Source organism: Streptomyces sp. NPDC126510, from assembly GCF_040302345.1.
Classification (GTDB): domain Bacteria; phylum Actinomycetota; class Actinomycetes; order Streptomycetales; family Streptomycetaceae; genus Streptomyces.
This window is the reverse complement of sequence record NZ_JBEORR010000048.1, coordinates 1-25676: the sequence shown is the minus strand read 5'-3', so window position 1 is coordinate 25676 and position 25676 is coordinate 1. Positions and strand designations below refer to the sequence as shown.

Annotated in this window: 16 protein-coding genes; 11 read left to right on the top strand and 5 right to left on the bottom strand. The window is 72.1% G+C overall.

The window, feature by feature from the left end; all coding sequences use genetic code 11:
• Positions 1 to 135: 135 nt before the first annotated feature.
• Both glgX and ABTX60_RS39655 read left to right on the top strand, forming a co-directional pair.
• On the top strand, positions 136 to 2388 hold the full coding sequence (glgX, locus tag ABTX60_RS39660; protein WP_352101698.1) for a glycogen debranching protein GlgX: 2253 nt from the start codon (positions 136 to 138) through the stop codon (positions 2386 to 2388).
• Positions 2389 to 3197: 809 nt separating this feature from the next.
• On the top strand, positions 3198 to 4613 hold the full coding sequence (locus tag ABTX60_RS39655; protein ID WP_352101697.1) for a sulfatase family protein: 1416 nt from the start codon (positions 3198 to 3200) through the stop codon (positions 4611 to 4613).
• Here the strand turns inward: ABTX60_RS39655 and ABTX60_RS39650 are convergent.
• Genes ABTX60_RS39650 through ABTX60_RS39635 form a run of 4 tightly spaced genes read right to left on the bottom strand, consistent with a single transcriptional unit; the run spans position 4610 to position 8189 of the window.
• Entirely contained in the window at positions 4610 to 5260 is a 651-nt protein-coding gene (locus ABTX60_RS39650) for a response regulator (RefSeq protein WP_352101696.1), read from the bottom strand. The two genes, ABTX60_RS39655 and ABTX60_RS39650, sit on opposite strands and share 4 nt — an antisense overlap.
• On the bottom strand, positions 5253 to 6503 hold the full coding sequence (locus tag ABTX60_RS39645) for a sensor histidine kinase (RefSeq protein WP_352101695.1): 1251 nt from the start codon (positions 6501 to 6503) through the stop codon (positions 5253 to 5255). Before ABTX60_RS39645 ends, ABTX60_RS39650 begins: the two co-directional genes overlap by 8 nt.
• Positions 6504 to 6528: 25 nt before the next feature.
• Entirely contained in the window at positions 6529 to 7278 is a 750-nt protein-coding gene (locus ABTX60_RS39640) for an ABC transporter permease (RefSeq protein WP_352101694.1), read from the bottom strand.
• Complete coding sequence (locus tag ABTX60_RS39635; protein WP_352101693.1) at positions 7275 to 8189, bottom strand: ABC transporter ATP-binding protein; 915 nt, start codon at positions 8187 to 8189, stop codon at positions 7275 to 7277. Before ABTX60_RS39635 ends, ABTX60_RS39640 begins: the two co-directional genes overlap by 4 nt.
• 277 nt (positions 8190 to 8466) lie before the next feature.
• Here ABTX60_RS39635 and ABTX60_RS39630 point away from each other — a divergent pair, with 277 nt between their 5' ends.
• The 7 genes from ABTX60_RS39630 (at position 8467) to ABTX60_RS39600 (ending at position 20491) form a co-directional block, all read left to right on the top strand.
• Positions 8467 to 10305 carry an ABC transporter ATP-binding protein gene (locus ABTX60_RS39630; protein ID WP_352101692.1) on the top strand — a complete coding sequence of 613 codons (1839 nt, stop codon included), beginning with the start codon at positions 8467 to 8469 and terminating at the stop codon, positions 10303 to 10305.
• Positions 10302 to 12188 carry an ABC transporter ATP-binding protein gene (locus ABTX60_RS39625; protein WP_352101691.1) on the top strand — a complete coding sequence of 629 codons (1887 nt, stop codon included), beginning with the start codon at positions 10302 to 10304 and terminating at the stop codon, positions 12186 to 12188. Before ABTX60_RS39630 ends, ABTX60_RS39625 begins: the two co-directional genes overlap by 4 nt.
• A gap of 22 nt (positions 12189 to 12210) precedes the next feature.
• A complete protein-coding gene (locus ABTX60_RS39620) occupies positions 12211 to 13980 on the top strand; it encodes an ABC transporter ATP-binding protein (RefSeq protein WP_352101690.1) in 1770 nt (589 codons plus the stop codon).
• The gene (locus tag ABTX60_RS39615; protein WP_352101689.1) at positions 13977 to 15749 is read left to right on the top strand and encodes an ABC transporter ATP-binding protein; all 1773 of its coding nucleotides are present in this window, start codon (positions 13977 to 13979) and stop codon (positions 15747 to 15749) included. The genes ABTX60_RS39620 and ABTX60_RS39615 overlap by 4 nt, the downstream gene beginning before the upstream one ends.
• Positions 15750 to 15935: 186 nt before the next feature.
• A complete protein-coding gene (locus ABTX60_RS39610) occupies positions 15936 to 17996 on the top strand; it encodes a M4 family metallopeptidase (protein WP_352101688.1) in 2061 nt (686 codons plus the stop codon).
• A gap of 249 nt (positions 17997 to 18245) precedes the next feature.
• Positions 18246 to 19892, top strand: coding sequence for a M4 family metallopeptidase (locus ABTX60_RS39605; protein ID WP_352101687.1), 1647 nt, complete (start codon positions 18246 to 18248; stop codon positions 19890 to 19892).
• A 68-nt stretch (positions 19893 to 19960) separates the two neighbouring features.
• The gene (locus tag ABTX60_RS39600; protein WP_502992485.1) at positions 19961 to 20491 is read left to right on the top strand and encodes a DUF1990 domain-containing protein; all 531 of its coding nucleotides are present in this window, start codon (positions 19961 to 19963) and stop codon (positions 20489 to 20491) included.
• 43 nt (positions 20492 to 20534) lie between these two features.
• Here the strand turns inward: ABTX60_RS39600 and ABTX60_RS39595 are convergent, their stop codons facing one another.
• A complete protein-coding gene (locus ABTX60_RS39595) occupies positions 20535 to 23153 on the bottom strand; it encodes a glycosyltransferase family 1 protein (protein WP_352101685.1) in 2619 nt (872 codons plus the stop codon).
• A gap of 276 nt (positions 23154 to 23429) precedes the next feature.
• Here ABTX60_RS39595 and ABTX60_RS39590 point away from each other — a divergent pair, with 276 nt between their 5' ends.
• Both ABTX60_RS39590 and ABTX60_RS39585 read left to right on the top strand, forming a co-directional pair.
• On the top strand, positions 23430 to 24632 hold the full coding sequence (locus tag ABTX60_RS39590) for a S8 family peptidase (RefSeq protein WP_352101684.1): 1203 nt from the start codon (positions 23430 to 23432) through the stop codon (positions 24630 to 24632).
• A 214-nt stretch (positions 24633 to 24846) separates the two neighbouring features.
• Positions 24847 to 25676, top strand: an 830-nt coding sequence (locus ABTX60_RS39585; RefSeq protein WP_352101683.1) for a maltotransferase domain-containing protein, incomplete at its 3' end; no start/stop codon positions are given.

Below are 25676 nucleotides of genomic sequence, written 5' to 3'. Positions count from 1 at the left end.
GGAAACGTGAGTGCGACCCACGCTCTGGGCAGAACAGTGGGGAGGACGACGCGCAGGGGAGCCGCGACCCGGGCCGCAGCACAGGGCCGCACCCTCTGTCCCCCGTCGTCCCATGAGCCGGTGGGAGGCTGACAGGTGTCCAGCGCAGCCGAGCAGGAGGCGGTGGCCGGTCATCGGGCCACCGGGAACGGGCGCCAGTCCGCCGCCGTGAACGGCGCACGGAGGGCCGCGCCGCCGCCCACCGTGCCCGCGTGGCCGGGCGCGCCGACCCCGCTGGGCGCCCGGTTCCGGGTCGGTCCGGACGGGGTCGCGGGCACCAACTTCGCCTTGTGGGCGGGCGGGGCCGAGGGCGTGGAGCTGTGCCTGTTCGACGAGGCGGGCAAGGAGTCGCGGGTCCGGCTCGCCGAGCTGACCCACGAGATCTGGCACGGCTTCGTTCCGGGCGTGCTGCCCGGGCAGCGCTACGGCTACCGGGTGCACGGCCGCTGGGACCCCTGGACGGGCGCCCGCTGGAACCCGGCGAAGCTGCTGCTCGACCCCTACGCCCGCGCCGTGGACGGGGACTTCGGCCTGCCGCCGGAGGTGTACGGGCACGTCCGCGACTGGCCGCAGCAGCACGTCGCCGACACCGTGCGCGACGACCGGGACTCGGCGCCGTACGTGCCGAAGGGCGTCGTCGTCCAGGACGACGACGACTGGGCCGACGACCGCCGCCCCAAGACGCCGTGGGCCGACTCGGTGATCTACGAGCTGCACGTCAAGGGCTTCACGCGGCTGCACCCGGACATCCCCGAGGAGCTGCGGGGCACCTACGCCGGTCTCGCGCACCCGGCGGCGATCGAGCACCTGGTCGGGCTGGGCGTGACGGCGGTGGAGCTGCTGCCGGTGCACCAGTTCGCGCACGAGGACCACCTGCTGCGCAGAGGTCTCCGGAACTACTGGGGCTACAACTCCATCGGCTACTTCGCCCCGCACGCGGGCTACGCGGCCTCCGGGACGGCCGGGCAGCAGGTCGGCGAGTTCAAGCGGATGGTGCGCGCCCTGCACGCGGCCGGGATCGAGGTCATCCTCGACGTCGTCTACAACCACACCGCGGAGGCGGGGGAGCTCGGTCCGACGCTGTCCCTGAAGGGCATCGACAACCGGGGTCACTACCGCCTCCAGGACGACCCCCGGCGCTACGCCGACTACACCGGCTGCGGCAACACCCTGCACGTGGTCCAGCCGCACGTGCTGCGCCTGATCACGGACTCGCTGCGGTACTGGGTCACCGAGATGGGCGTCGACGGCTTCCGCTTCGACCTGGCGGCGGCGCTGGCCCGCTCCATGCACGACGTCGACATGCTCTCCCCGTTCCTGGCGGTCATCGCCCAGGACCCGGTGCTGCGCCGGGTGAAGCTGATCGCCGAGCCGTGGGACGTGGGGTCGGGCGGATACCAGGTGGGGGCTTTCCCCCCGCTGTGGACGGAGTGGAACGACCGGTACCGCAACGCCGTACGGGACTTCTGGCGGCATGCGCTGCCGGACGTGCGGGAGATGGGCTACCGCCTGTCGGGCTCCAGCGACCTGTACGCCTGGGGAGGGCGCAGGCCGTACGCGTCCGTCAACTTCGTCACCGCGCACGACGGTTTCACCCTGCGCGACCTCGTGTCCTACGAGCGCAAGCACAACGAGGCCAACGGTGAGGGCAACCGGGACGGCACGGACGACAACCGGGCCTGGAACTGCGGCGCCGAGGGCGAGACGGACGACGAGGGGATACGGGCGCTCAGGCGGCGCCAGCTCAGGAACCTCCTGACCACGCTGCTGCTGTCGACGGGCGTGCCGATGCTGGTCGCGGGCGACGAGATGGGCCGCACCCAGCGCGGCAGCAACAACGCCTACTGCCAGGACAACGAGATCAGCTGGGTGGACTGGGGGCTGCTGGAGGACCCGGGCTGGCAGGCGCTGTTCGCGCTGACCTCCCGGCTGATCGCGCTGCGCCACCGCCACCCGGTGCTCAGGCGCCGGGCGTTCTTCTCGGGCCGGGCGCAGACCGCGGACGGGCTGCGCGACCTGGCCTGGTTCACGTCCCGGGGCACGGAGATGACGGAGCAGGACTGGTACGCGCCGGCGGCCACCCTCGGCATGTATCTGTCCGGCCGGGACATCCCGGGCCGCGACGAACGCGGGGAGCAGATCCTCGACGACAGTTTCCTGGCCGTCCTGCACGCGGGCGAGGGGCCGGTGAACTTCGCGCTGCCGGGGCCGCCGTGGGCCGAGCGGTACGAGGTGGTCGTGGACACGAGCCTGGAGGAGCAGGGAGAGGCGCCGGGCGTGGAGCACCGCGCGGGGACGGAGATCACCATGCCGGCGCGGGCGGTGCTGCTGCTGCGGGTGGCAGGCTGAGGCATCGTTTCGCCAACCGGCCGAGAGGGCGAGGCCGGGCCATGCCGACGCAGGCGGCAGTGCCTCGCGGACGGCGTGCCGAGGCGCCCTTTCGCCAATCGGCCGCCAGAGCGAAGCCGGGCCATGCCGACGCAGACGGCAGTGCCCTGCGGACGGCCTGCCGAGGCGCCCTTTCGCCAATCGGCCGCCAGAGCGAAGCCGGGCCATGCCGACGCGAGAGGCAGTACCCCGCGGACGGCGTGCCGAGGCGCCGTCTCGCCACCGGCCGCCAGAGCGAGGCCAGGCCGTGCCGACGCAGGCGGCAGTGCCTCGCGGACGGCCTGCCGAGGCGCCCTTTCGCCAATCGGCCGCCAGAGCGAAGCCGGGCCATGCCAACGCGAGAGGCAGTACCCCGCGGACGGCGTGCCGAGGCGCCCTTTCGCCAATCGGCCGCCAGAGCGAAGCCGGGCCATGCCAACGCGAGAGGCAGTACCCCGCGGACGGCCTGCCGAGGCACCGTCTCGCCACCGGCCGCCAGAGCGAAGCCGGACCATGCCGACGCAGACGGCAGTGCCCTGCGGACGGCCTGCCGAGGCGCCCTTTCGCCAATCGGCCGCCAGAGCGAGGCGGGCCATGCCGACGCGGGCGGCGGTGCGCTGAGGTGCCGTGGCGCCGGTCAGCGGGAGGGGCGGTGCCGGGGATTGTCGCGCCGCGTTGCGGGTGCGTGAACGCGGCGGGGATCTTCTTGACCCCGCCGTCGCACCGCTGGCAGCGTCGTTGCTGAGCCTCGGCTCCCCCCACTCCTCCCTCGGACCCTCCAGGACCTCCGCATGCCCGAAATTTCCCGTCGTGCCCTCGGTGCTCTCGTCGGCGGTGGTGCCGTGGGCGCCGTAGCCGGTACGGCCGGTGCCGCCGAGGCGGCTCCGGCCGAGCGCCCCTTCCGGGCCCGGCCCGGCGCCGCCTTTGGACAGCGCCCCAACCTCCTGGTCATCCTCGGCGACGACCTCGGCTGGGCCGATCTGTCCTCCTACGGCGCCCCGCACATCAGCACGCCGAACCTGGACCGGCTCGCCCGTCAGGGAGTGCGGTTCACGGACGCCTACTCGGGCTCCGCCACCTGCTCGCCGACCCGGTTCAGCCTTTACACCGGCCGCTATCCGGGACGTACGAAGGGCGGACTGGCCGAGCCGATCGCCGACAGGGCCCAAGGGCTCGACCCGAACCACCCGACCCTCGCCTCGCTGTTGAAGAAGGCCGGTTACGCCACCGCGCTCATCGGCAAGTGGCACTGCGGCTGGCTCCCCGACTACAGCCCCACCAAGTCCGGCTGGGACGAGTTCTTCGGCAACCACGGGGGCGTGCTGGAGTACTTCTCCAAGCTGGGGCAGCTCGGCGAGTACGACCTCTACGAGGGCGACGCCGAGTACAAGGACCTGCGCTACTACACGAACGTCCTGACCGAACGGGCCGTGGAGTACGTGAGCCGCGACCACGACAAGCCCTGGCTGCTCAACCTCAACTTCACCACCCCGCACTGGCCCTGGCTCGCCGAGGGCGACGAGGAGACCGGCGCCGAGATCGCGGAGAAGATCCGGAACGCGAAGAGCCGGGCGGAGGTGTCGGCCGCGCTCAACCACCACGACGGCGGCTCGGTCGCCAAGTACACCGAGATGGTGCAGAGCCTGGACGCGGCCGTCGGCGAGGTGCTCACGGCGCTGCGCCGCTCGGGGCAGGAGGAGCACACGCTGGTGTACTTCGCCAGCGACAACGGCGGTGAGCGCTGGTCGTACCTGTGGCCGCTCAGCGGCGAGAAGTTCGTGCTGCAGGAGGGCGGCATCCGGGTGCCGACGATCGTGCGCTGGCCGCACCGGATCGACGGCAACCAGGTCAGTCACGCGCCCAACCTCTCCCCCGACTGGACCGCGACCTTCCTGGAGGTGGCCGGCGCGCGACCCGATCCGGCCTACCCGCTGGACGGTGCGAGCCTGGCCGGATACCTGCTGCGGGGCGAGCAGCCGTCGGAGCACGACCTGTTCTGGCGTGTGCGGGCCAACCGGGCGCTGCGGCGGGGAAACTGGAAGTACTACCGGGACGCCGCAGGCAAGGACCACCTGTACGACCTCGCCGAGGACCAGCGCGAACAGGCCGATCTCGCCCCGGACCGACCGGAGTTGCTCGCCGAGCTCAAGGCCGCCTGGGAGAGGACCGACCGAACCCTGCTGCCCTACCCGGCCCAGCCGGCCTAGCCGAGGATCCCCCGCTGGTACGCCGTCGCGACCGCCGCCGCGCGGTCCTTGACGCCCAGCTTGGCGTACAGGTGGGTGAGATGGGTCTTGACCGTCGCCTCGCTGATGAACAGTTCGCGGGCGATCTCGCGGTTGGACGTGCCCCTGGCGACCAGGGCGAGCACCTCGCGCTCACGGGCGGACAGGGGCTCGTTGCCCGGGGCGCGCACCGCGGAGACCAGGCGCGAGGCGACCGCGGGGGACAGGACCGTACGGCCCTCCGCCGCCGCCCGCACCCCCGAGAACAGCTCGTCGCGCGGGGCGTCCTTCAGCAGGTAGCCCGTCGCGCCCGCCTCGATCGCGGGCAGGGTGTCGGAGTCGGTGTCGTAGGTGGTGAGGACGAGGACCTCGGCGCGGGCGCCGGTGCGGGTCAGTTCGCGGATGGCGTCCACTCCCCCGCCGCCCGGCATGCGCAGATCCATCAGGATCACGTCCGGGTCGAGGGCCGCGGCGAGCGCGACCGCCTCGACGCCGTTCGGCGCTTCCCCGAGGACCCGGAAGCCGGGCGCGGACTCGAACATGCCGCGCAGGCCGTCCCGGACGACGGGGTGGTCGTCGACGATCAGCAGGGTGATCGGGGCGGCCCCCGTCGCGGCGTGTTCAGTCATGGCGGACCAACGGTACGCGAGCGGAGACCGCCGTACCGTGGCCCGGCTCGGATTCGACCGTGAGGGACCCGGCGACGCGTTCGGCGCGGGCGCGCATGCCGTCGAGGCCGAAGCCGCCGGCGCGGGTGCGTTCGGGGACGGCGAGCGGGTCGAATCCGTGGCCGTCGTCGCGGATGTCGAGGATGACCTCCTCGCCGAGGAAGGACAGGGTGACTCCGGCACGGCCCGCGGCAGCGTGGCGGGCGGTGTTGGAGAGGGCCTCCTGGACGATCCGCAGGAGCGTGGCCGCGATCTCCTCGTGGAGGTGCTCGTCGGTGCCGGTGACCGTGAACTCGGCGCGCACCCCCGTCCGTTCGCCCCATTCGGCGACCGTCTTCTTCAGCGCTTCCGGCAGTCCGGCGTCGGCCAGCGCCACCGGGGCGAGGTTGTGCACGGAGCGGCGGGCCTCGCCGAGGCTGTGCCGGGCCAGGTCCGAGGCGCGTTCGAGGTGGGTGCGGGCCGTGGCCGGGTCGGGGGCGTTCGTGACGACCTGGAGCTGGGCGATGATGCCGGTCAGGCCCTGGGCGATGGTGTCGTGGATCTCGGCGGCCAGCCGCCGGCGCTCGTCGGCGACACCCGCCTCCCGTGCCTGGACGAGCAACTGGGCGTGCAGGGCGGCGTTCTCGTCGAGGGCCTGCTGCAGGGCGGTGTTGGTGCGTTCCAGTTCGGTGATGGTGACGGCCCGCTCACGGGAGCGCTGCTCCTCCTGCTGGGCGATGTGGCCGACCACCGTCAGCAGGCCGAAGTTCGTGGCCAGCAGCACGCCGAACAGCAGCCACTGCACCGGGCCGTCGATCGGCATCCCGCCGGACTGCGAGCCCGCGACCACGACCACGGTGGCGAGCAGGCCGAGCCACTGCCGGCGCCGTCCGGCGATCAGTTCGTCGCTGTCGAAGTAGCCGGCGGACGCGTAGAACCCGAAGAAGGGGTTCAGCCAGGTGAGGGCGAAGGAGAGCGCCCAGCGCAGCGCGTAGTAGGCGGTCCCGCGCGGGGACGGGGTGCGGCGGCCGCAGCGGGGCCCGTGCCACAGCTGGAGCAGCACCGCGGCGACGAGCAGGGCACCGCCCGCGTACCACTCGGCCGGGCTCACCATCAGCTCGTGCGAGGCCACCGACAGGAGGGCGGAGACGGCGAGCAGCCCGTAGACACCCCAGGTGTGGAACTGGTTCTGCCGGTGCTCGATGTGTTCGTCCACCGGGGTCATCGCGCCATTGTGCACGGATTTCCGCCTACTCCCAGCGGAACCAGCGCACGGCCCCGGCCGTCAGCAGCAGGGTCCAGGCCACCAGCACCCCGAGGTGGCCCCAGCCGGGCCAGTGCCCCGCCGCGGCCTGGTTCAGGGCCTCGGCCGCCGCGCCGAAGGGCGTGAAGCCGACGGACCGGGCCAGGACGTCCGGCATCGTCTGCACGGGCATCCACACGCCCGCGCAGAACATGGCGGGGAAGAAGACGGCCGACCCGATGGCACCGACGATCTTCGTCGACCGGGACAGCGCGGAGATCACCGAGCCCAGTGCGAGGGCGGCGAGCACGGCCAGGATCAGGGCGAGGGCGTATCCGAAGCCCTGGCGGGGCAGCCGGACGGCGAAGGCGAGCCGGCCGGTCGTGAGAGCGAGCAGCGCCGAGACCAGGGCGGCCCCGCCGTACAGCAGCATCTGCGCGGACAGCAGGGCGGCGGGCCGGACCGGCGTGGTGGACATCCGGCGCAGGATGCCGCGCTCCCGGTAACCGGTGAGGGTCTGCGGCATGCCCTGGATCCCGGCCATGATCAGCCCGAGCAGCACGCACACCGGGACGTAGCCGTCGACCGGGCGCAGCCCTCCGAAGTCCGGATCGGCCTCCCGGAAGGAGGGGATCGAGCCGAGGATCACCAGGAGCAGGGTGGGGAACGCCAGGATCCAGAAGAGAGCGCCGGGCTCTCTGCGGAAGAGGCGGATCTCGCTCTTCAGTACGGCGGTGTTGACGAGGGCGGTGTTCATGCCGCCGCCTCCTTCGTGAGGTCGAGGAACGCGTCGTCCAGCGTGGCGTCGGTGACCCGGAGCTGGTGGGCCGTGACGCGGGTGCGGGCGAGCAGGGTGATGACGGCGTTGACGGTCTCGTCGGTGCCGGACAGGATGACGCGGCCGTCCTTGTGCTCGACGGACGCGAGCGCGGGGAGCGCGCCGAGATCACGCTCGTCCAGAGGCGCGGACGGGGTGAAGCTGATGATGGTGGCGCCCGCCGAGCGGCGGATCAGCCCGGCCGGGGTGTCGAGGGCGGCCACCCGGCCCTTGTCGATCACGGCGATCCGGTCGCACAGCCGCTGCGCCTCCTCCATGAAGTGGGTGACGAGCAGCACGGTCACCCCGTTCGCGCGGACGTCCTCGATCAGCTCCCAGGTGTCGCGGCGGGCGCGCGGGTCGAGTCCGGTGGTCAGCTCGTCCAGGACGACTGCTCTCGGGTTGCCCACCAGGGCGAGCGCGATGAACAGCCGTTGCTTCTGGCCGCCGGAGAGCTTGGCGAAGCGGGTGGAGAGTTTGGCGGTCAGACCGAGGCGTTCGGCGAGGGGCCGCCAGTCGAGCGGGCTCAGGTAGAAGGCGCTGTACAGCTCCAGCGCCTCGCGGACGGTGAGCTTGGCCTGGAGTTCGCTCTCCTGGAGCTGCGCGCCGAGCACCCGGCGGGTGGCCTCGTGTTCGGTGACGGGGTCGAGCCCCGCGACCCGGACGCGGCCGGAGTCGGGCACACGCAGCCCTTCCACACATTCCACGGTGGTGGTCTTCCCGGCGCCGTTCGGGCCGAGGATCCCGAAGATCTCGCCCTCCTCCACGGCGAAGGAGACTCCGTCGACGGCGCGGCGGCCGGCGTAGCTCTTGCGCAGTTCGGTGACTTCGATGACTGGTGCGGTCGGCATACGAAGAGGGTCCCGGTGGGGCGGGGCCCGGCACATCGGCCGTCACGCTCGAACGGGCATCGGCCGATCGGCTGATGCGGCCGTACGACCCGGCGGGTTGCCGTCGTACGGTCACGCGGGTGCGGCAGTACGGCCCGACGGGTGCAGCAGTAACGGCGTGACCGGTGCAGCCGTACGCCCCGTCGAACGTTCCCCCAGGTCGTAGGACCAAGGACCGAGACCGGTCCGGCGGAAACTCGGTGGGCAGTGTCAGTGGCGATCCGTAGGCTCGCTGCTGATGGCCACGACACCCGCCCCCGCCCAGGACCGTTCCGCCGTGCGCTCGTTGCTGCGCCTGTGGCCGTACGTGCGGCCCGCGCGGGCGCGGCTGTTCAGCGCCGCGTTCGTCGCGATACTCGCCTCCTGCGTGGGCCTGGTGATCCCGCTCGTCCTGAAGTGGATGGTCGACGGGCCGATCGCCGGGCGGGACCCCGCCGGGGTGTGGCTCGGCGCGCTGTACCTGCTGCTGCTCGGCTTCGCGGAGGCCCTGCTGTTCGGACTGCGGCGGTGGCTGGTGGCCCGTCCGCTCACCCATGTCGAGGCGTCCATGCGGGCGGGACTCTACCGGCACCTCCAGCGGCTGCCGGTGGCCTTCCACGACCGGTGGGCCTCGGGGCAGTTGCTGTCCCGCGGCACCACCGACCTGATGCTGCTGCGCCAGTTCCTGGCCTTCCCCCTGACGTTCCTGCTGGTCAACGGGGTGACGATCGTCGTGGGCGTGGTCATCATGCTGCTCCAGGACTGGACACTGGGGCTCGTCGTCCTCGGACCCGCCGTGCCCGTGATGATCACCTGCCTGGTCTTCGAGAAGCGGTACGCGCAGGTGGCCCGGCGGGCCCAGGACCAGGTCGGCGACCTGACCACGGTCGTCGAGGAGAGCGTGCTCGGCATCCGCATCATCAAGGGTTTCGGCCGCCACCGGAGCCAGGCCCGGGCGTTCAGGGACCTGTCGCGGACGCTGCGCGGCACGGAACTGCGCAAGGCGCGGCTGCTGGCGACGATCTGGGGCGTCATCGTGACGCTGCCGGAGGTGGCGATCGGGGCGGCGCTGGTGGTGGGGGCCGTCCAGGTGGCCGACGGTGCCCTGTCGGCGGGGACGCTGGTGGCGTTCCTGTCGACGGCACTGGCGTTGCGGTGGCCGGTGGAGTCGATCGGGTTCCTGCTGGCGATGAGCCAGGAGGCGGCGACGGCGACGGAGCGGTTCTTCGAGGTGATGGACGAGGAGGCCGAGCATCCCGCCTCCGAGCACACCGGCTCCGAGCACTCCACACCCGAGCACACCGCCTCCGGTGCGCGGACCGGCGCGAAGGACCCGCGGGACACAGGTCTGCGCTTCCACCACGTCCGGTTCCGCTACCCGGACGCCCCGCCCGGTTCCCCTCCCGTCCTGCAGGACGTCGACCTGCACATCCGCCCCGGCGAGTCCATGGCCCTGGTCGGGGCCACCGGCAGCGGCAAGACCACCCTCACCGCGCTCGTCCCCCGCCTCTACGAACCGACCTCGGGCCGCATCACCCTCGACGGCGCCGACATCACCGAGCTGTCCCGGGAAGCGCTGCGTGCCAAGGTCGCCGTGGCCTTCGAGGAACCCACGCTGTTCTCGGCCGCGGTCCGCGACAACGTTCTCATGGGGGCGAAGGACACCGCCGGCACAGCCGATCTGGAACGTGCCCTCGCCGTCGCCCAGGCCGAGTTCGTGCATGCCCTGCCGCAGGGGGCGGACACCCGGGTGGGCGAGCAGGGCCTCAGCCTCTCCGGTGGCCAGCGCCAGCGCCTCGCGCTCGCCCGGGCCGTCGTCGGGCAGCCGGAGTTCCTCGTCCTGGACGACCCGCTGTCGGCCCTGGACGTGCACACCGAGGCCGCCGTGGAGGCCGCCCTGCGGCAGGTGCTGGCGGACACCACCGCCCTGATCGTCGCGCACCGCCCGTCCACCGTCCTGCTCGCCGACCGCGTCGCGCTGCTGTCCGGCGGCCGGATCGCCGCGGTCGGCACCCACCACGAACTGCTGCGCACGAACGCCGAGTACGCGCATCTGATGTCCGGGGAAATGTCAGGGGAAGAGGAGGGCGCACGATGACGGCGGCCACCGGCGCACCGGCCGGCAACAAACCCGGCGACCGGCCCGACGACGGACCCGACGGCCGACCCGGCGATCGTCCGGCCGCCACCGGCGACCCCTTCGACCAGGACGTCCTGCCCACCCCGCCGGGCGCCACCGGGGCCCTGCTTCGCTCCCTGCTCGCGCCCATGAAGGCCCGGGTCACGGTCACGACGCTCCTGCTGCTGCTCCAGCAGGCGGTCGTCCAGGCGGGCCCGCTGCTCGTGGCGTACGCCATCGACCGCGGCGTGCCGGCGTTCCGCGCGCAGGACCACGGGCCGCTGATCGCGGTGGGCGCCGGATATCTGGCGTGCGCGCTGGCCGCGGGCGGGCTGCAGTTCGCGTTCGTCGCCGCCGCGGCCCGGGTCAGCCAGGACGTGCTGCTCGACCTGCGCGGCCGGATCTTCCGCCACGCGCAGGCGCTGAGCGTCGACTTCCACGATCGCTACACCTCGGGCCGGCTCATCTCCCGCTCCACGACCGACGTGGAGTCGCTGCGAGAACTGCTGGACGAGGGTCTCCATGAGCTCGTGTCGGTGATCCTGTCCTTCGTCTACATCTCGGCGATGCTGCTCTGGCTCGACCTGGGTCTCGGGGGTGTGGCGGTGGCGTCCCTGGTGCCGCTGTACGCGCTCGTGCGGTGGTACCAGCGGCGGGCCGGGCGGGTGTACCGGGCGCGGTCGACCGCCATCGCGGCCGTGATCGTCAAGTTCGTCGAGACCATGAACGGCATCCGCCCGGTGCGCGCCTTCCGTCGCGAGTCCGCCAACGACGCGGACTTCGGCGAGCTCAACCGGCGGCACGAACGGGTCAACGGCGACGCGCTGCTGGAGATGGCCCGCTACGTCACCGGTTCCCGCCTGGTCGCCAACACGGCGGTCGCGGCGATCGTCCTGTGGGGCGCCCAAAGGGTCGCGGAGGGCACGCTGGCCCTCGGTGTGCTGGCGGCTGCGGTGCTGTACCTGCGGCGGCTGTACGACCCCATCGACCGGCTCGGGATGTTCCTGAACTCCTACCAGTCGGCGGCGGCCTCGCTGGAGAAGATCGCCGGCCTGCTCGCCCAGAGTCCGTCGGTCCCCGAGCCGGCCGCCCCCCGGCAGCTCCCGCCGCTCGCAAGCGAACACCCCGGCCGCGAAGTGGTCTTCGACGGCGTCCGCTTCGGCTACCGCACCGGCGGCGAGGTGCTGCCCGCGTTCGACCTCACCCTGCCGGCCGGGCAGACGGTCGCGGTCGTGGGGTCCACGGGTGCCGGCAAGTCGACGCTGGCCAAGCTGCTGGCCCGGTTCTACGACCCCTCCGGCGGCCGGGTGCTGCTGGACGGGGTCGACCTGCGCGACCTCCCCGTGCCGGAACTGCGGCGCGGGGTGGTCATGGTGACGCAGGAGGCGTTCCTGTTCTCCGGCACGGTCGCCGACAACATCGCGATCGGCCGCCCGGACGCCACCCGCGAGGAGATGGAGCAGGCGGCGAAGGAGATCGGCGCGCACGACTTCATCGTCTCCCTGCCCGACGGCTACGACACCGACGTGCGCAAGCGGGGCGGCCGGATCTCCGCCGGGCAGCGGCAACTGGTCGCGTTCGCCCGGGCGTTGCTGGCCGACCCGGCGGTGCTGATCCTCGACGAGGCGACCAGCTCGCTGGACGTCCCCGGGGAGCGCGCCGTGCAGCGGGCCATGACCACGGTGCTGAAGGGACGTACGGCCGTGGTCATCGCGCACCGGCTGTCGACGGTGGAGATCGCGGACCGTGTCCTGGTGATGGAGCACGGCCGGATCGTGGAGGACGGCGAACCCGCCGAACTCATCGCGGGCACGGGCAGGTTCGCGGATCTGCACCGGGCATGGCGGGACAGTCTGGCCTAGGTGGGCGGCGGAGGGCGGGCGGATGATCGACGCGTACGAGGACCCCGGCACACCGGACCACCGCGGCGGCGCCCGGTACCTGGGGTGGCTGGTCACGCGGCAGCCCGGGCGGTGTGCCGCCGGGGCGATGTTCGGCAGTGTGTGGATGGTGCTGCTGGCGGCCACGCCCTATCTGATGTCCCGGGCGATCGACGACGGTCTGGAGCCCGGGGACATGGGCGCACTGGTGCTCTGGAGCGGCGCGCTGTTCGCGGTGGGGGCCTTCAACGCCTGGCTGAGCATCATGCGGCACCGCACCATGACCCGGGTCCGTATGGACGCCAACTTCCGCACGGTGAAGGTCGTCGTCGGCCAGGCGGTCCGGCTCGGGTCGTCCCTGTCCCGGCAGATGGGCGCGGGTGAGGTCGTCACGATCGGCGTGGGTGACGTCCAGACGATCAGCCAGTCCCTGACGGTCGTCGGCCCCGGCGTCGGCGCTGTCGTGGCCTATCTGGTCATCGCCGCCCTGCTGATCTCGGTCTCTCCGCTCATCGCCGCGGTCGTGCTGCTCGGCATTCCGGTCCTCGTCCTGCTGGTCGGCCCGCTGCTCGGCCGGCTCCAGGGCTCGGAGGCGGAGTACCGCGAACGCCAGGGCGTCCTGACCGCCCGCATCGGCGACCTCGCCGGTGGCCTGCGGGTCCTCGCCGGCCTCGGCGGCAAGGACCTGGTCTCGGACGCCTTCCGCCGGGACTCCGGGCGGCTGCGCGAACAGGGCTACCGCGTCGGCGCGGTGACCAGCTGGGTCCAGGCCCTGGGCATCGGCCTGCCGACCCTGTTCCTCGCGGTGGTGACCTGGCTCGCGGCCCGCCTGGCCGCGCAGGGCCACATCACCGTGGGCGAGCTGGTGTCGGTCTACGGCTATGTGGCGGTCCTGGTGGGCCCGGTGTCCTTCTGGGTGGAGTGCGGCTACCAGATCAGCCGCGGCCTGGTGTGCGCCCGGCGGGTCGTACGGTTCCTGCGCCTGGAGCCGGTGCCCGACACCGGCACCTCGGACGCCCCGTCCGAACCCTCGGTGCTGTACGACCCCGAGTCGGGCGTGCGCGTGCGGCCGGGCCGCCTGACGGCGCTGGTGGCGGAGCACCCCACGGACGCCACGACCGTCCTGGACCGCCTGGCCCGCTACACACCGTCGAACACCACCTGGGGCGACACTCGCCTGGACGACATCGCCCTGGCCCAGGTCAGGTCCCGCATCCTGCTGGCGGACCACGAGGCGGACCTGTTCGCCGGGACGCTCCAGGAGATGATCGCCCCGCCTTCCGGGGGCGCGGGGAACCGCGCGAGTCACCACGGCGAACCCGCGGACGCCACACCGCAGAACCCGGCGATCCGGAAGGCGCTCCACACCGCCGCGGCCGAGGACATCGTCCAGGCCCTCCCCGACGGCCTGGACTCCCCGATGACCGCCCAGGCCCGCAACCTCAGCGGCGGCCAGCGTCAGCGCATCCGCCTGGCGAGAGCCCTCCTGGCCGACCCGGAGATCCTCCTCACCGTCGAACCCACCTCGGCCCTGGACGCGCACACGGAAGCCACGGTCGCGTCCCGGCTCGGCGCGGCACGACAAGGCCGGACCACGCTCGTCACCACCACCTCCCCTCTGGTCCTCGACAACGCGGACACCGTCCTCTTCCTGAAGGACGGCAAGGTCACGGCAACCGGCACCCACTACGAGCTCCTGGAATCGACACCCGGCTACCGGGCCGTCGTCGCACGGGACACCGAGGCACGAGACAGCGAGGAGGCTCTGGGATGACCCGCACCCATCTCCCGGTCGCCGGACGGCAGGACGTCCGGCGCGCGATGCTGGACCTCGTACGGGCGGACAGCCGGGCCTTCTGCACGGTCCTCGCCCTCAACGCCCTGGCTGCCGTGGCCGGTCTCGCGGGGCCGTGGCTGCTCGGCCGGATGATCGACGACGTACAGGCGGGCCGCGGAGCCGGAGCCGTGGACCGGCTCGCCCTCGCCCTGCTCCTGTGCGCCCTCGTCCAGTTGCTCCTGGCGCGCTGGGCCCGCTACGTGGGGCACCGCTTCGGCGAACGGACCCTGGCCCGTGTGCGGGAGCGGTTCGTGGACCGCGCCCTCGCCCTGCCCGCCTCGGTGGTCGAGCGAGCCGGCACCGGCGACCTCACCGCCCGCGGCACCTCCGACGTCACCACCGTCGGCAACACCCTGCGCGACGCCGGCCCGGAGCTGCTCGTCAACCTCGTCCAGTGTCTGTTCCTGATCGGCGCCGTCTTCCTCCTGGACCCCCTGCTCGGCGCCCTCGGGGTGCTCGGACTCACGCCCGTCTGGCTGGCGTTGCGCTGGTACCTGCGCAGGGCCCGGGACGGCTACCTCGCCGAGGGCGCGGCCACCTCGGACGTCGCGGAGATCCTCGCGGCGACCGCGTCGGGCGCCCGCACGGTCGAGGCGTTCCGCTTGGAGAGGCAGCGCACGGCCGCGAGCCGGGACGCCCTGGAGACCTCCCGCCGCACCCGCTTCCACACGCTCTACCTGCGCAGTGTGTTCTTCCCGGCGGTGGAGGTGTCGTACGTCCTGCCCGTGGCCGGTGTGCTGATCATCGGGGGCGTGCTGCACTCCTCGGGCGCGATAAGTCTCGGGGCGGTGGTGGCGGCGGCCCTGTATCTGCACCAGCTGAGCAACCCGCTGGACGAGATCCTGGTCCGGGTCGAGCAACTCCAGAGCAGCGGCGCCTCGTTCGCCCGGGTGGAAGGGCTCGCCCGGGCACCGCACGCCGGCGGGGAGGGCGACTGCCCGGATCCCGACGGCGACCGGATCGACGTCGTCGGGGTGCACTACGCGTACGACGGGGGCGTCGAGGTGCTGCGCGGTGTCGATCTGACGGTGCGGCCCGGGGAGCGGCTCGCCATGGTCGGGCCGTCCGGGGCCGGCAAGACCACGCTGAGCCGGCTGATGGCGGGCATCGACGCGCCGACCGCAGGCTCGGTGACGGTCGGCGGGGTGCCGGTCGTCGGGCTGGGGCCGGAGCGGCTGCGCCGTCAGGTCGTCCTGGTCACCCAGGAGCACCACGTGTTCCTCGGCTCGGTCCGCGACAACCTGCGGATCGCCGAACCGGCCGCGACAGACGAGCAGGTGTGGGACGCGCTGGCCGTGGTCGGCGCCGACGCGTGGGTGCGGGAGCTGCCGCAGGGTCTGGACACCCCGCTGGGCCAGGGCGGTCGCCGTACCGACGGCTCGCAGGCGCAGCAACTCGCCCTGGCCCGGGTGGTGCTGGCGGACCCGCACACGCTGATCCTCGACGAGGCGACCGCGCTGCTCGACCCGACGACCGCCCGGCACACCGAGCGGGCCCTGGCCGCCGTCCTCGAGGGGCGCACCGTCATCGCCGTCGCGCACCGGCTGCACACCGCGCACGACGCCGACCGGGTGGCGGTGATGGAGGACGGCCGGCTGACCGAACTCGGCACGCACGACGAACTGGTGGCGGCAGGCGGAGCCTACGCGGCGCTGTGGCATTCCTGGCACGGGGATCTGCCCGAGGACGGCGACGCGCCCGTATAGCGAAGCGTCCGCATAGCGAACATGAACTTCCGGACAACGAACCGTTTCCGGCCATACTTTTGACGCGGTCCTGACAGAAAGCGCGCTCCCCTGCCACGCTTCCCACGACTGCTCCACAGGAACCCCACAGCAACACCTCCACCTCCCCAGGCCGGGCGACCCCCGGTCCCGCAGAAGGAGTCAGTGTTGAGAAGCAGTTCCTCGCGAAGAGGCACCTCCCACAGACGCACTCCCCACACCCCCCGCCGCACCGCGGCCGTGGCCCTCGCCGGCGTCGCCGCGCTGATCGCCGCCGCCGTCCAGAGCGGCACCGCCATCGCGGCCCCTACGACGGCGCCGTCGGCCGCGAGCAAGGCGAACCCCGGCTCCGAATCGGTCAAGCTCACCCCCGCCCAGCGCGCCGCGCTGATCCGGGAAGCCAACGCCGGCAAGGCGGAGACCGCGAAGGACCTCGGCCTCGGCGCCAAGGAGAAGCTGGTCGTCCGCGATGTCCTCAAGGACCGCGACGGCACCGTGCACACGCGCTACGAGCGCACCTACGACGGTCTGCCGGTGCTCGGCGGCGACCTGGTCGTCGAGAGCACGAAGGCGGATGCCACCGCGGCCGTCGTGAAGGCCACCCGCGCCGCCATCAAGCCGGCGACGACGAAGACCGCGGTGCCCGCCGCGAAGGCCCGGCAGCAGGCCCTGAAGGCCGGTGAGGCCGACGAGGCCAAGAACGCCGACATCAACCGCGCGCCCCGCAAGGTGATCTGGGCCGCGAGCGGCAAGCCGACCGTGGCCTACGAGACGGTCGTCGGCGGCTTCCAGCACGACGGCACCCCGCAGGAACTGCACGTCGTCACCGACGCCACCACCGGCGAGAAGCTGTTCGAGTGGGAGGCGATCGAGACCGGCACCGGCAACACGGTGTACTCCGGCACGGTCGACCTCACGACCACCCAGTCCGGCTCGACGTACAACCTCACCGACGGCGCCCGCGGCGGCCACAAGACGTACAACCTCAACCGCGGCACCTCCGGCACCGGCACCCTCTTCTCCGGCCCGGACGACGTGTGGGGCAACGGCACCCCGTCCAACCTGGAGTCCGCGGGCGCAGACGCGCACTACGGTGCCGCCCTGACCTGGGACTACTACAAGAACGTGCACGGACGCTCGGGCATCAAGGGCGACGGCGTCGGCGCCTACTCCCGGGTCCACTACGGCAACAACTACGTCAACGCCTTCTGGTCCGACAGCTGCTTCTGCATGACCTACGGCGACGGCTCGGGCAACGCGAACCCCCTGACGTCGATCGACGTGGCCGCGCACGAGATGACCCACGGGCTCACCTCGAACACCGCCGGCCTCAACTACAGCGGCGAGTCCGGCGGCCTGAACGAGGCCACCTCCGACATCTTCGGCTCGACGGTCGAGTTCTACGCGAAGAACTCCTCCGACGTCGGTGACTACCTCATCGGCGAGGAGATCAACATCAACGGCGACGGCACGCCGCTGCGCTACATGGACAAGCCGAGCAAGGACGGCTCGTCCAAGGACAGCTGGTACTCGGGCATCGGCTCGATCGACGTGCACTACTCGTCGGGCCCCGCGAACCACTTCTTCTACCTGCTCTCCGAGGGCAGCGGCACCAAGACCATCAACGGTGTCACCTACAACTCGTCCACCTCGGACGGCCTTCCGGTCACCGGCATCGGCCGCGACAAGGCGGAGAAGATCTGGTTCCGCGCGCTCACCACGAAGTTCACCTCGACCACCAACTACGCCGGCGCCCGCACCGGCACCCTGGCGGCCACCGGTGAGCTCTACGGCACGGACAGCGCCGAGTACAAGGCGGTCCAGCACGCGTGGGCGGGCATCAACGTCGGCACCCGCCCCGGTGACGGGGGCGGCGGCGGCACGTCCTTCGAGAACACCGCCGACGTGGCGATCCCGGACCGGGGAGCGGCCGTCAACTCGCCGGTCACCGTCTCCGGCCGCACGGGCAACGCGCCGTCCAACCTCCAGGTCGCGGTGGACATCGTCCACACCTACATCGGTGACCTCAAGGTGGACCTGGTCGCCCCCGACGGCACGGTCTACGCGCTGAAGGGATACGGCACCGGCGGAAGCGCCGACAACCTCAACACCACCTACACGGTGAACGCCTCCTCCGAGGTGGCCAACGGAGTCTGGAACCTGCGAGTCCAGGACAACGCGGCCATCGACACCGGCTACATCAACAGCTGGAAGCTGACGTTCCCGTAGGTCCGCAGGCCGATGGGCCCACAGACCCGTAAGTCCGCAGGCCCGTAGGTCTTCAAGTCAGGGCGCCGCCCCGGTGGGTTCGAATCCCCCGGGGCGGCGTCCGTTTCACGTGCCCTCGCGTACATCTGGCCGTCGTTTTCCGGCCAACATCACACCCACTCCTGACATGTACGCGCCCTGAATGCCAGTCTTCCCCCACCCGCACAGCACCACCGCAGCACAGCACTTCCCCCACATCGAGGAGCTTGTGTGTCCACCTCTTTCTACGCGCGTCAAAAGCGCGCGACGCTCGCCATCGCCACCGCCGTCGCCGCAGGTGCCCTGCTCACCACCGGCCTGAGCTCCGGCAGCAGTGTCGCCGCGGACTCCGCGAGCAAGCCGGCCCTCCCCGCCGCCCCCGTCCTGCTGTCCGCGCAGGCCCGCACCGCGCTCGTCCAGGAGCAGCAGGCGGATGCCACGAAGACCGCCGACGCGATAGGCCTCGGCTCCCAGGAGAAGCTGGTCGTCAAGGACGTCGTGAAGGACGCCGACGGCTCGGTCCACACCCGCTACGAGCGCACCTACGCGGGCCTGCCGGTCCTCGGCGGCGACCTCGTGGTGCACGAGTCGAAGTCCGGCGCGGCCAAGGGCGTCACCAGAGCCACCAAGGCGACCCTGAAGGTCGCCTCGCTCAAGCCCTCGGTCACCGCCGCCAAGGCCGAGAAGCAGGCCGTGACCCTCGCCAAGGCGGCCGGCTCGGAGAAGACCGAGGCGGACTCCGCGCCCCGCAAGGTGATCTGGGCGGCCGACGGCAAGCCGGTCCTCGCCTACGAGACCGTCGTCGGCGGCCTCCAGGAGGACGGCACCCCGAACGAGCTGCACGTCATCACCGACGCCGCCACCGGCAAGAAGCTCTACGAGTACCAGGGCATCGAGACCGGCACCGGCAACACCACCTACAGCGGCGCCGTCACCCTCAGCACCACCAAGTCCGGGTCGGCCTACAACCTGACGGACGGCACCCGCGGCGGCCACAAGACCTACAACCTCAACCGCGGCACCTCCGGCACCGGCACCCTCTTCTCCGGCTCCGACGACGTCTGGGGCACCGGCAACGCGTCCAACGCCGAGACCGCCGCCGCCGACGCCCACTACGGCGCCCAGATCACCTGGGACTTCTACAAGAGCACCTTCGGCCGCAGCGGCATCCGCAACGACGGCAAGGCCGCCTACTCCCGCGTCCACTACGGCAGCAACTACGTCAACGCCTTCTGGTCCGACAGCTGCTTCTGCATGACGTACGGCGACGGCTCGGGCAACACCCACCCGCTGACCTCGCTGGACGTGGCCGCCCACGAGATGAGCCACGGTCTGACGTCGGCCACGGCCGGCCTGAACTACAGCGGCGAGTCCGGCGGCCTCAACGAGGCCACCTCCGACATCTTCGGCGCGGGCGCCGAGTTCTTCGCGAACAACTCCTCCGACAAGGGCGACTACCTCATCGGCGAGGAGATCGACATCAACGGCGACGGCTCCCCGCTGCGCTACATGGACAAGCCCAGCAAGGACGGCGCGTCCAAGGACGCCTGGTCCTCCAGCCTCGGCAGCGTGGACGTCCACTACTCCTCCGGTCCCGCCAACCACTTCTTCTACCTGCTGTCCGAGGGCAGCGGCTCGAAGACGATCAACGGCGTGACCTACAACTCGCCCACCTCCAACGGCTCCACGGTCACCGGCATCGGCCGGACCAAGGCGCTGCAGATCTGGTACAAGGCGCTGACGACGTACATGACGTCGACGACCAAGTACGCCCAGGCCCGTACGGCGACCCTGAACGCGGCCTCGGCGCTGTACGGCGCGTCCAGCACCGAGTACAAGGCGGTCGCGTCCGCCTGGTCGGCCGTCAACGTCGGCTGACCGGTCCACGACCACGGGCGGTACCCGGACCCGAAGCGGGTCCGGGTACCGCCTTAGTCTTGGGGACCGTGTCTTCTACGGATTCGCAGGACTTCACCTACGCCGATGTCGGCGCCACCCGTGACCAGGGTTTCTGCCCGCCGGGCTTCCGTCCCATGAACGTACGCACCCGTCTCGGCGAGGGCGAGGAGGTCTTCCGCCGCGCCGCGGAGGCCGTCCTCACCTGGGAGATGCACCGCGCGATGGGCGTCGGACTCGACGCGAGCGCGGACCGGGCCGCCCCCGGTGTCGACGTCACCGTCACCCTCGCCGGCATGATCAAGGCCCCCTGCCGCGTGGTCTGGACGGTCGAGGAACCACGCCGCGCGGGCTGGGCCTACGGCACCCTGCCCGGCCACCCGGAGACCGGCGAGGAGTCCTTCGTGGTCGACCGCACGGGAGACGGCACGGTGTGGCTGACGGTGAACGCGTTCAGCCGGCCCGCCAAGTGGTACGCGAAGGCGGGTGGCCCCGCGACCAGGGGATTCCAGCACGCGTATGCGCGACGGTGCGGCGCCGTCCTGCGGAACCTGTCAACGCAGGGCGGCGCAGACACCTAGGGGCGCGGGGAACTGCGCGAGCAACCCCCACACACCCGCACACTCAGCGCATCAACAACCCCGCAGCAGCCACCAACTCCTCAGAAGGCCCCGCGACCAAACCCAACTCCGCACTCGAGGCCAACAGCCGATGCGCGGGCAGGATCCGCACCGTGTACCCAAAAGGCCCGGTGCGATCCAGCGACAAGGGCCCTTCATAGACCCAGCGCCCGTCCTGGTCGGGAGACCCCACCGGCTTCAGGGGAACAACCGTCGCGTCCCCGATCCGGTCCTCCTCGTCCACCCGCCCGGACACGACCTGCACCTCCACGTCATCCGGCCCAAGATCGCCGAGGGCGACCCGCACCCGAAGCCCCAGCGTCGTCCCGAGCTCCGCCAGCACCTCCGACGCCGATGTCTCCACATGGTCGACGGTGACCCCCGGCCACGCCGCCCGCACCCTCGTCTTCCACTCGGCGAGATCACGCGCCGCGTCCGGCCCCACGGCCCGGTGGGAGAGCGCGGCAGGCGCGTACAGCCGCTCCACGTACTCGCGGACCATCCGCCCCGCCAGCACCTTCGGCCCGAGTAGGCTCAGCGTGTGCCGGACCATCTCGATCCACCGGTCGGGCAGCCCGCTGCGCCCCCGCTCGTAGAAGCGGGGCGTCACCCGCTGCTCCAGCAGGTCGTACAGCGCCGCGGCCTCTATGTCGTCACGGTGGTCCTGGTCGGTGCCGACGCCGTCCGCCGTGGGGATGGCCCAGCCGAAGTCGGGCTGGAACCACTCGTCCCACCAGCCGTCGAGGACCGACAGGTTGAGACAGCCGTTGAGCGCGGCCTTCATGCCGGACGTGCCACAGGCCTCCAGCGGCCGGAGCGGGTTGTTCAGCCAGATGTCGCAGCCGGGGTACAGCTTCTGCGCCATCGCCATGCCATAGTCGGGCAGGAAGACGATCCGGTGCCGTACCCGCGGGTCGTCCGCGAACCGCACCAGCTCCTGCACCAGCCGCTTGCCGCCGTCGTCCGCGGGGTGTGCCTTGCCCGCGACGACGATCTGGACCGGCCGCTCGGGGTGCAGCAGCAGGTCCATCAGCCGGTCCCGGTCGCGCAGCATCAGCGTCAGACGCTTGTACGAGGGCACGCGCCGGGCGAAACCGACCGTCAGGACGTCCGGGTCGAGGACGTCGTCGATCCAGCCCAGCTCGGCCGTGTGGGCGCCGCGCTGCCGCCAGGAGGCCCGCAGCCGCTGACGCACCTCCTCGACGAGCTGCTCGCGCAGCACCCGCCGCAGGTCGAAGATGTCCTGGTCGGGGATGTCGGCGACCGCGTCCCAGCGGTCCGAGCCGCCGACGGTCAGGGCGTCCTCGGCGCGCTGGACACCGATCTGCCGGGCGCCGAGCTCGAACACCTCGGGGGCGACCCAGGTGGGGGCGTGCACCCCGTTGGTCACGGACGTGATCGGCACCTCGTCGGCGTCGAAGCCGGGCCACAGGCCGGAGAACATCTCGCGGCTGACGTTGCCGTGCAGCAGCGAGACGCCATTGGCGCGCTGGGCCAGGCGCAGCCCCATCACGGCCATGTTGAAGAGGTTGGGCTCCCCGCCGGGATAGGTCTCCATGCCCAGCCGCAGGATGCGGTCGACGTCGATGCGGGGCAGCTCGGCGTCGGGACCGAAGTGACGGGCGACCAGCTCGCGGTCGAAACGGTCGATGCCGGCCGGTACGGGGGTGTGGGTGGTGAAGACCGTCCCGGCGCGGACCGACTCCAGCGCCGAGTCGAAGTCGAACCCCTCCGCGCACAGTTCCGCGATGCGCTCCAGACCGAGGAACCCCGCGTGGCCCTCGTTGGTGTGGAAGACCTCCGGCGCGGGGTGGCCGGTCAGCCGGCAGTACGTCCGTACCGCCCGGACCCCTCCTATCCCGAGGAGCATCTCCTGGAGCAGCCGGTGCTCGCTGCCGCCGCCGTAGAGCCGGTCGGTCACGCCGCGCTCGCCGAGGTCGTTCTCCTCGACGTCGGAGTCCAGCATCAGCAGCGGGACCCGGCCGACCTGCGCCAGCCAGATCCGGGCGTGCAGTTGTTTGCCGCCGGGCAGGGCGAGGGCGACCTGGGCGGGGGTGCCGTCGGACTCCTCGAGCTGGACGACGGGGAGCTCGTTCGGGTCGAGGACGGGGTAGTGCTCCTGCTGCCAGCCGTCCCGGGACAGGGTCTGGCGGAAGTAGCCGTGCCGGTAGAGCAGACCGACACCGATCAGCGGGACGCCGAGGTCGCTGGCCGCCTTGAGGTGGTCGCCGGCCAGGATGCCGAGGCCGCCGGAGTACTGGGGCAGGGCGGCCGTGATGCCGAACTCGGGTGAGAAGTAGGCGATCGCGGCGGGCAGTTCCTCGGGCTGGGTCTGGTACCAGCGGTCGCCGGTGGTGTAGTCGTGCAGATCGCCCGCGACCGCGGTCAGGCGGCGCAGGAACGGGCGGTCCCCGGCCAGTTCCGCCAGCCGCGCGGGCGGCACGCTGCCGAGCAGCCGGACGGGGTCGCCGCCCGAGGCGGCCCACCGCCCGGGGTCGACGGACCGGAACAGGTCACGGGTCTCCGCGTGCCACGACCAGCGCAGGTTGCGGGCCAGGTCGCTGAGCGGCCGGAGGGGGTCGGGGAGAACGGGTCGGACGGTGAATCGACGGATCGCCTTCACGGGTTCCACCTCGGCGCGTTCGCTGGATTTCGCAGGGCTTCGACGACGTCTCCTACGACAGTACCCACGTCGGCGCCCCCGCCGCTGAGGCTCCGCGACCCGACCCCCGATCGGCCTGAACAGCACCATCCGCGGATATGGCCGATTCCACCCCCATAGGCGTCCTTGTGGTGCTTCACCCGCCACGAGAGGCTGCCTCCGGCGTACCGGCCCGTGCCCGCCGCGCGCGGCGCCGCGCGGCCGCCGTACGCCGAGTCGAGGAGGGGGCATCGGACCATGGCTCGGACGCGCGAGCGGCGTCTGCGCCGGACGGGGGGCCTGGTCGCGGCGATGTGCGCCGCGGCGTTTTCGGCCACCACCCTGCCCGCGCAGGCCGCACCGGAGGGGCGAATACTCGGCGCCGGATCACCCGGCTCCGTGCACGGAAGTTACCTGGTGACACTGAAGGAGGGCACCTGGGCCCGGTCGGCGGCCGGAGGGGACCTCGCCGGAGAGTACGGGGTGGAGATCAGCCATACCTACGGCACGGTCCTGAACGGCTACGCGGTCCGCGCGGACGAGAGACAGGCCGGGCGGCTGGCCGCCGACCCCCGTGTCGCCTCGGTCGTCCAGGACACCCGTGTGCGCCTGGACGGGGTGCAGAAGGAACCCCCGTCCTGGGGGCTGGACCGCGTCGACCAGCCGCGGCTGCCTCTGGACCGGAGCTACGCCTGGCCCCGGTCGGCCGGTGCGGGAGTGACGGTGTACGTGATCGACACCGGCGTCCGGACCACTCACCGGGACTTCGGAGGCCGGGCGGGCCACGGCTGGGACTTCGTCGGGAACGACCGGGTCGCCTCGGATGCCAACGGCCACGGCACGCACATCGCCGGCACGGTCGCCGGGGCGACCCACGGCGTCGCCAGGAAGGCCCGGATCGTCTCGGTGCGGGTCCTCGACGCGGCGGGCGGGGGCACCACGGCCCGGGTGATCGCCGGGATCGACTGGGTGACCCGGCACGCGAAGAAGCCCGCGGTCGCCAACCTCAGTCTGGGCGGACCGCGCAACGAACGGCTGGACGCCGCCGTCCGCGCCTCCATCGCCTCCGGCGTGACCTACACGGTCGCCGCGGGCAACGACGGCAAGCCGGCCGGCCTGTACTCCCCGGGGAGCGTGAAGCAGGCCCTCACGGTCGGCGCGACCGACCGGGAGGATACAAAACCGGCCTTCTCCAACCACGGTCCGGCGCTCGATCTGTTCGCGCCCGGGGTCGGTATCACCTCCGCGTCCGCCGCGGGCGACACCGCGTGGGCGACCTTTTCGGGTACCTCTATGGCGTCCCCGCACGCCGCCGGCGCGGCCGCGCTCTATCTGGCCGATCATCCGAAAACCACTCCGGCGCAGGTCGGGAGGGCCCTGACCGCCACGGCGGCGACCGGGAAGGTCTCCGGCCGGGGCATCGGTTCGCCGGACAAGTTACTGCGGGTGCCGCGCGTGTAGGGCGAAGGAGCAGCCACGTCGGGGGCCGGTCTCGTCCGTCGCGGACGAGGCCGGTCTTGTGTGTCGACATACGCGTGAGTAGTTAACAAAGTGCCGGATTGCTCACCCGAATAGGGTGGGAAGGCTCCTGCGGGTACCCCTCTCAGGAGCACCATGCAGGACCCACCTCCCCACAGACATCCGCCTACCCACGTTGACGCGGACAGGAGCGGTCATGCCCGCCAAGCACCACTCGCCAGCACCCCCCAGCCGCCGCACCACCGGGGCGCGCGCACCCGGCGGCGAAGCACGCCCCGCACGCCCGGCCGACGCCGGTCCACCGGCCGCGCCACCACCCCCCGTGAGCGACGCGACCGCCGTCGGACGCATACCCGTCCTGGACGTCCGTCCGGCGGTCCAGCGGGGACGCCGGCCGGCCAAGGCAGTCACCGGCGAGACCTTCGAGATCTCGGCGACCGTGTTTCGGGAGGGGCACGACGCGGTGGCCGCCAATGTCGTCCTGAAGGACCCCGAGGGCCGCCCCGGCCCCTTCACACCCCTGCGGGAGCTGGCCCCGGGGACGGACCGGTGGGGTGCCACGGTCACGGCGGGAGAGCCCGGGCTGTGGACGTTCACCGTCGAGGCATGGGGGGACCCGGTCAGTACCTGGCGCCATCATGCCGAGATCAAGATCCCGGCGGGCATGGACACGGACGTCGTCCTGGAGGAGGGAGCGCGTCTGTACGAGCGGGCAGCGGCCGGTGTGCCCGAGGAGGAGGGACTGCGCGCCGTGATCCTCACCGCCGTCGACGCCCTGCGGGACGAGGACCGCCCCGCGGCGGCTCGTCTGGCGGCGGCGCTGACGCCGGAGGTGGACGCGGTCCTGGCCCGGCACCCGCTGCGTGACCTGGTGACCAGCAGCGAGCCTCTGCCCCTGCTCGTGGAACGCGAGCGGGCCCTGTACGGCTCGTGGTACGAGTTCTTCCCCCGCTCCGAGGGCACCCCCGCACAGCCCCACGGCACCTTCCGCACCGCCGCGCGCAGACTGCCGGCGATCGCCGCGAT

Coding starts and splice junctions, on each gene's coding strand:
- ABTX60_RS39645 (WP_352101695.1), bottom strand. CDS start 6,503: ATGACCCCGGTGGACGAACACATCGAGCACCGGCAGAACCAGTTCCAC.
- ABTX60_RS39615 (WP_352101689.1), top strand. CDS start 13,977: ATGACCCGCACCCATCTCCCGGTCGCCGGACGGCAGGACGTCCGGCGC.
- ABTX60_RS39635 (WP_352101693.1), bottom strand. CDS start 8,189: ATGCCGACCGCACCAGTCATCGAAGTCACCGAACTGCGCAAGAGCTAC.
- ABTX60_RS39620 (WP_352101690.1), top strand. CDS start 12,211: ATGATCGACGCGTACGAGGACCCCGGCACACCGGACCACCGCGGCGGC.
- ABTX60_RS39655 (WP_352101697.1), top strand. CDS start 3,198: ATGCCCGAAATTTCCCGTCGTGCCCTCGGTGCTCTCGTCGGCGGTGGT.
- ABTX60_RS39590 (WP_352101684.1), top strand. CDS start 23,430: ATGGCTCGGACGCGCGAGCGGCGTCTGCGCCGGACGGGGGGCCTGGTC.
- ABTX60_RS39625 (WP_352101691.1), top strand. CDS start 10,302: ATGACGGCGGCCACCGGCGCACCGGCCGGCAACAAACCCGGCGACCGG.
- ABTX60_RS39650 (WP_352101696.1), bottom strand. CDS start 5,260: ATGACTGAACACGCCGCGACGGGGGCCGCCCCGATCACCCTGCTGATC.
- ABTX60_RS39630 (WP_352101692.1), top strand. CDS start 8,467: ATGGCCACGACACCCGCCCCCGCCCAGGACCGTTCCGCCGTGCGCTCG.
- ABTX60_RS39640 (WP_352101694.1), bottom strand. CDS start 7,278: ATGAACACCGCCCTCGTCAACACCGCCGTACTGAAGAGCGAGATCCGC.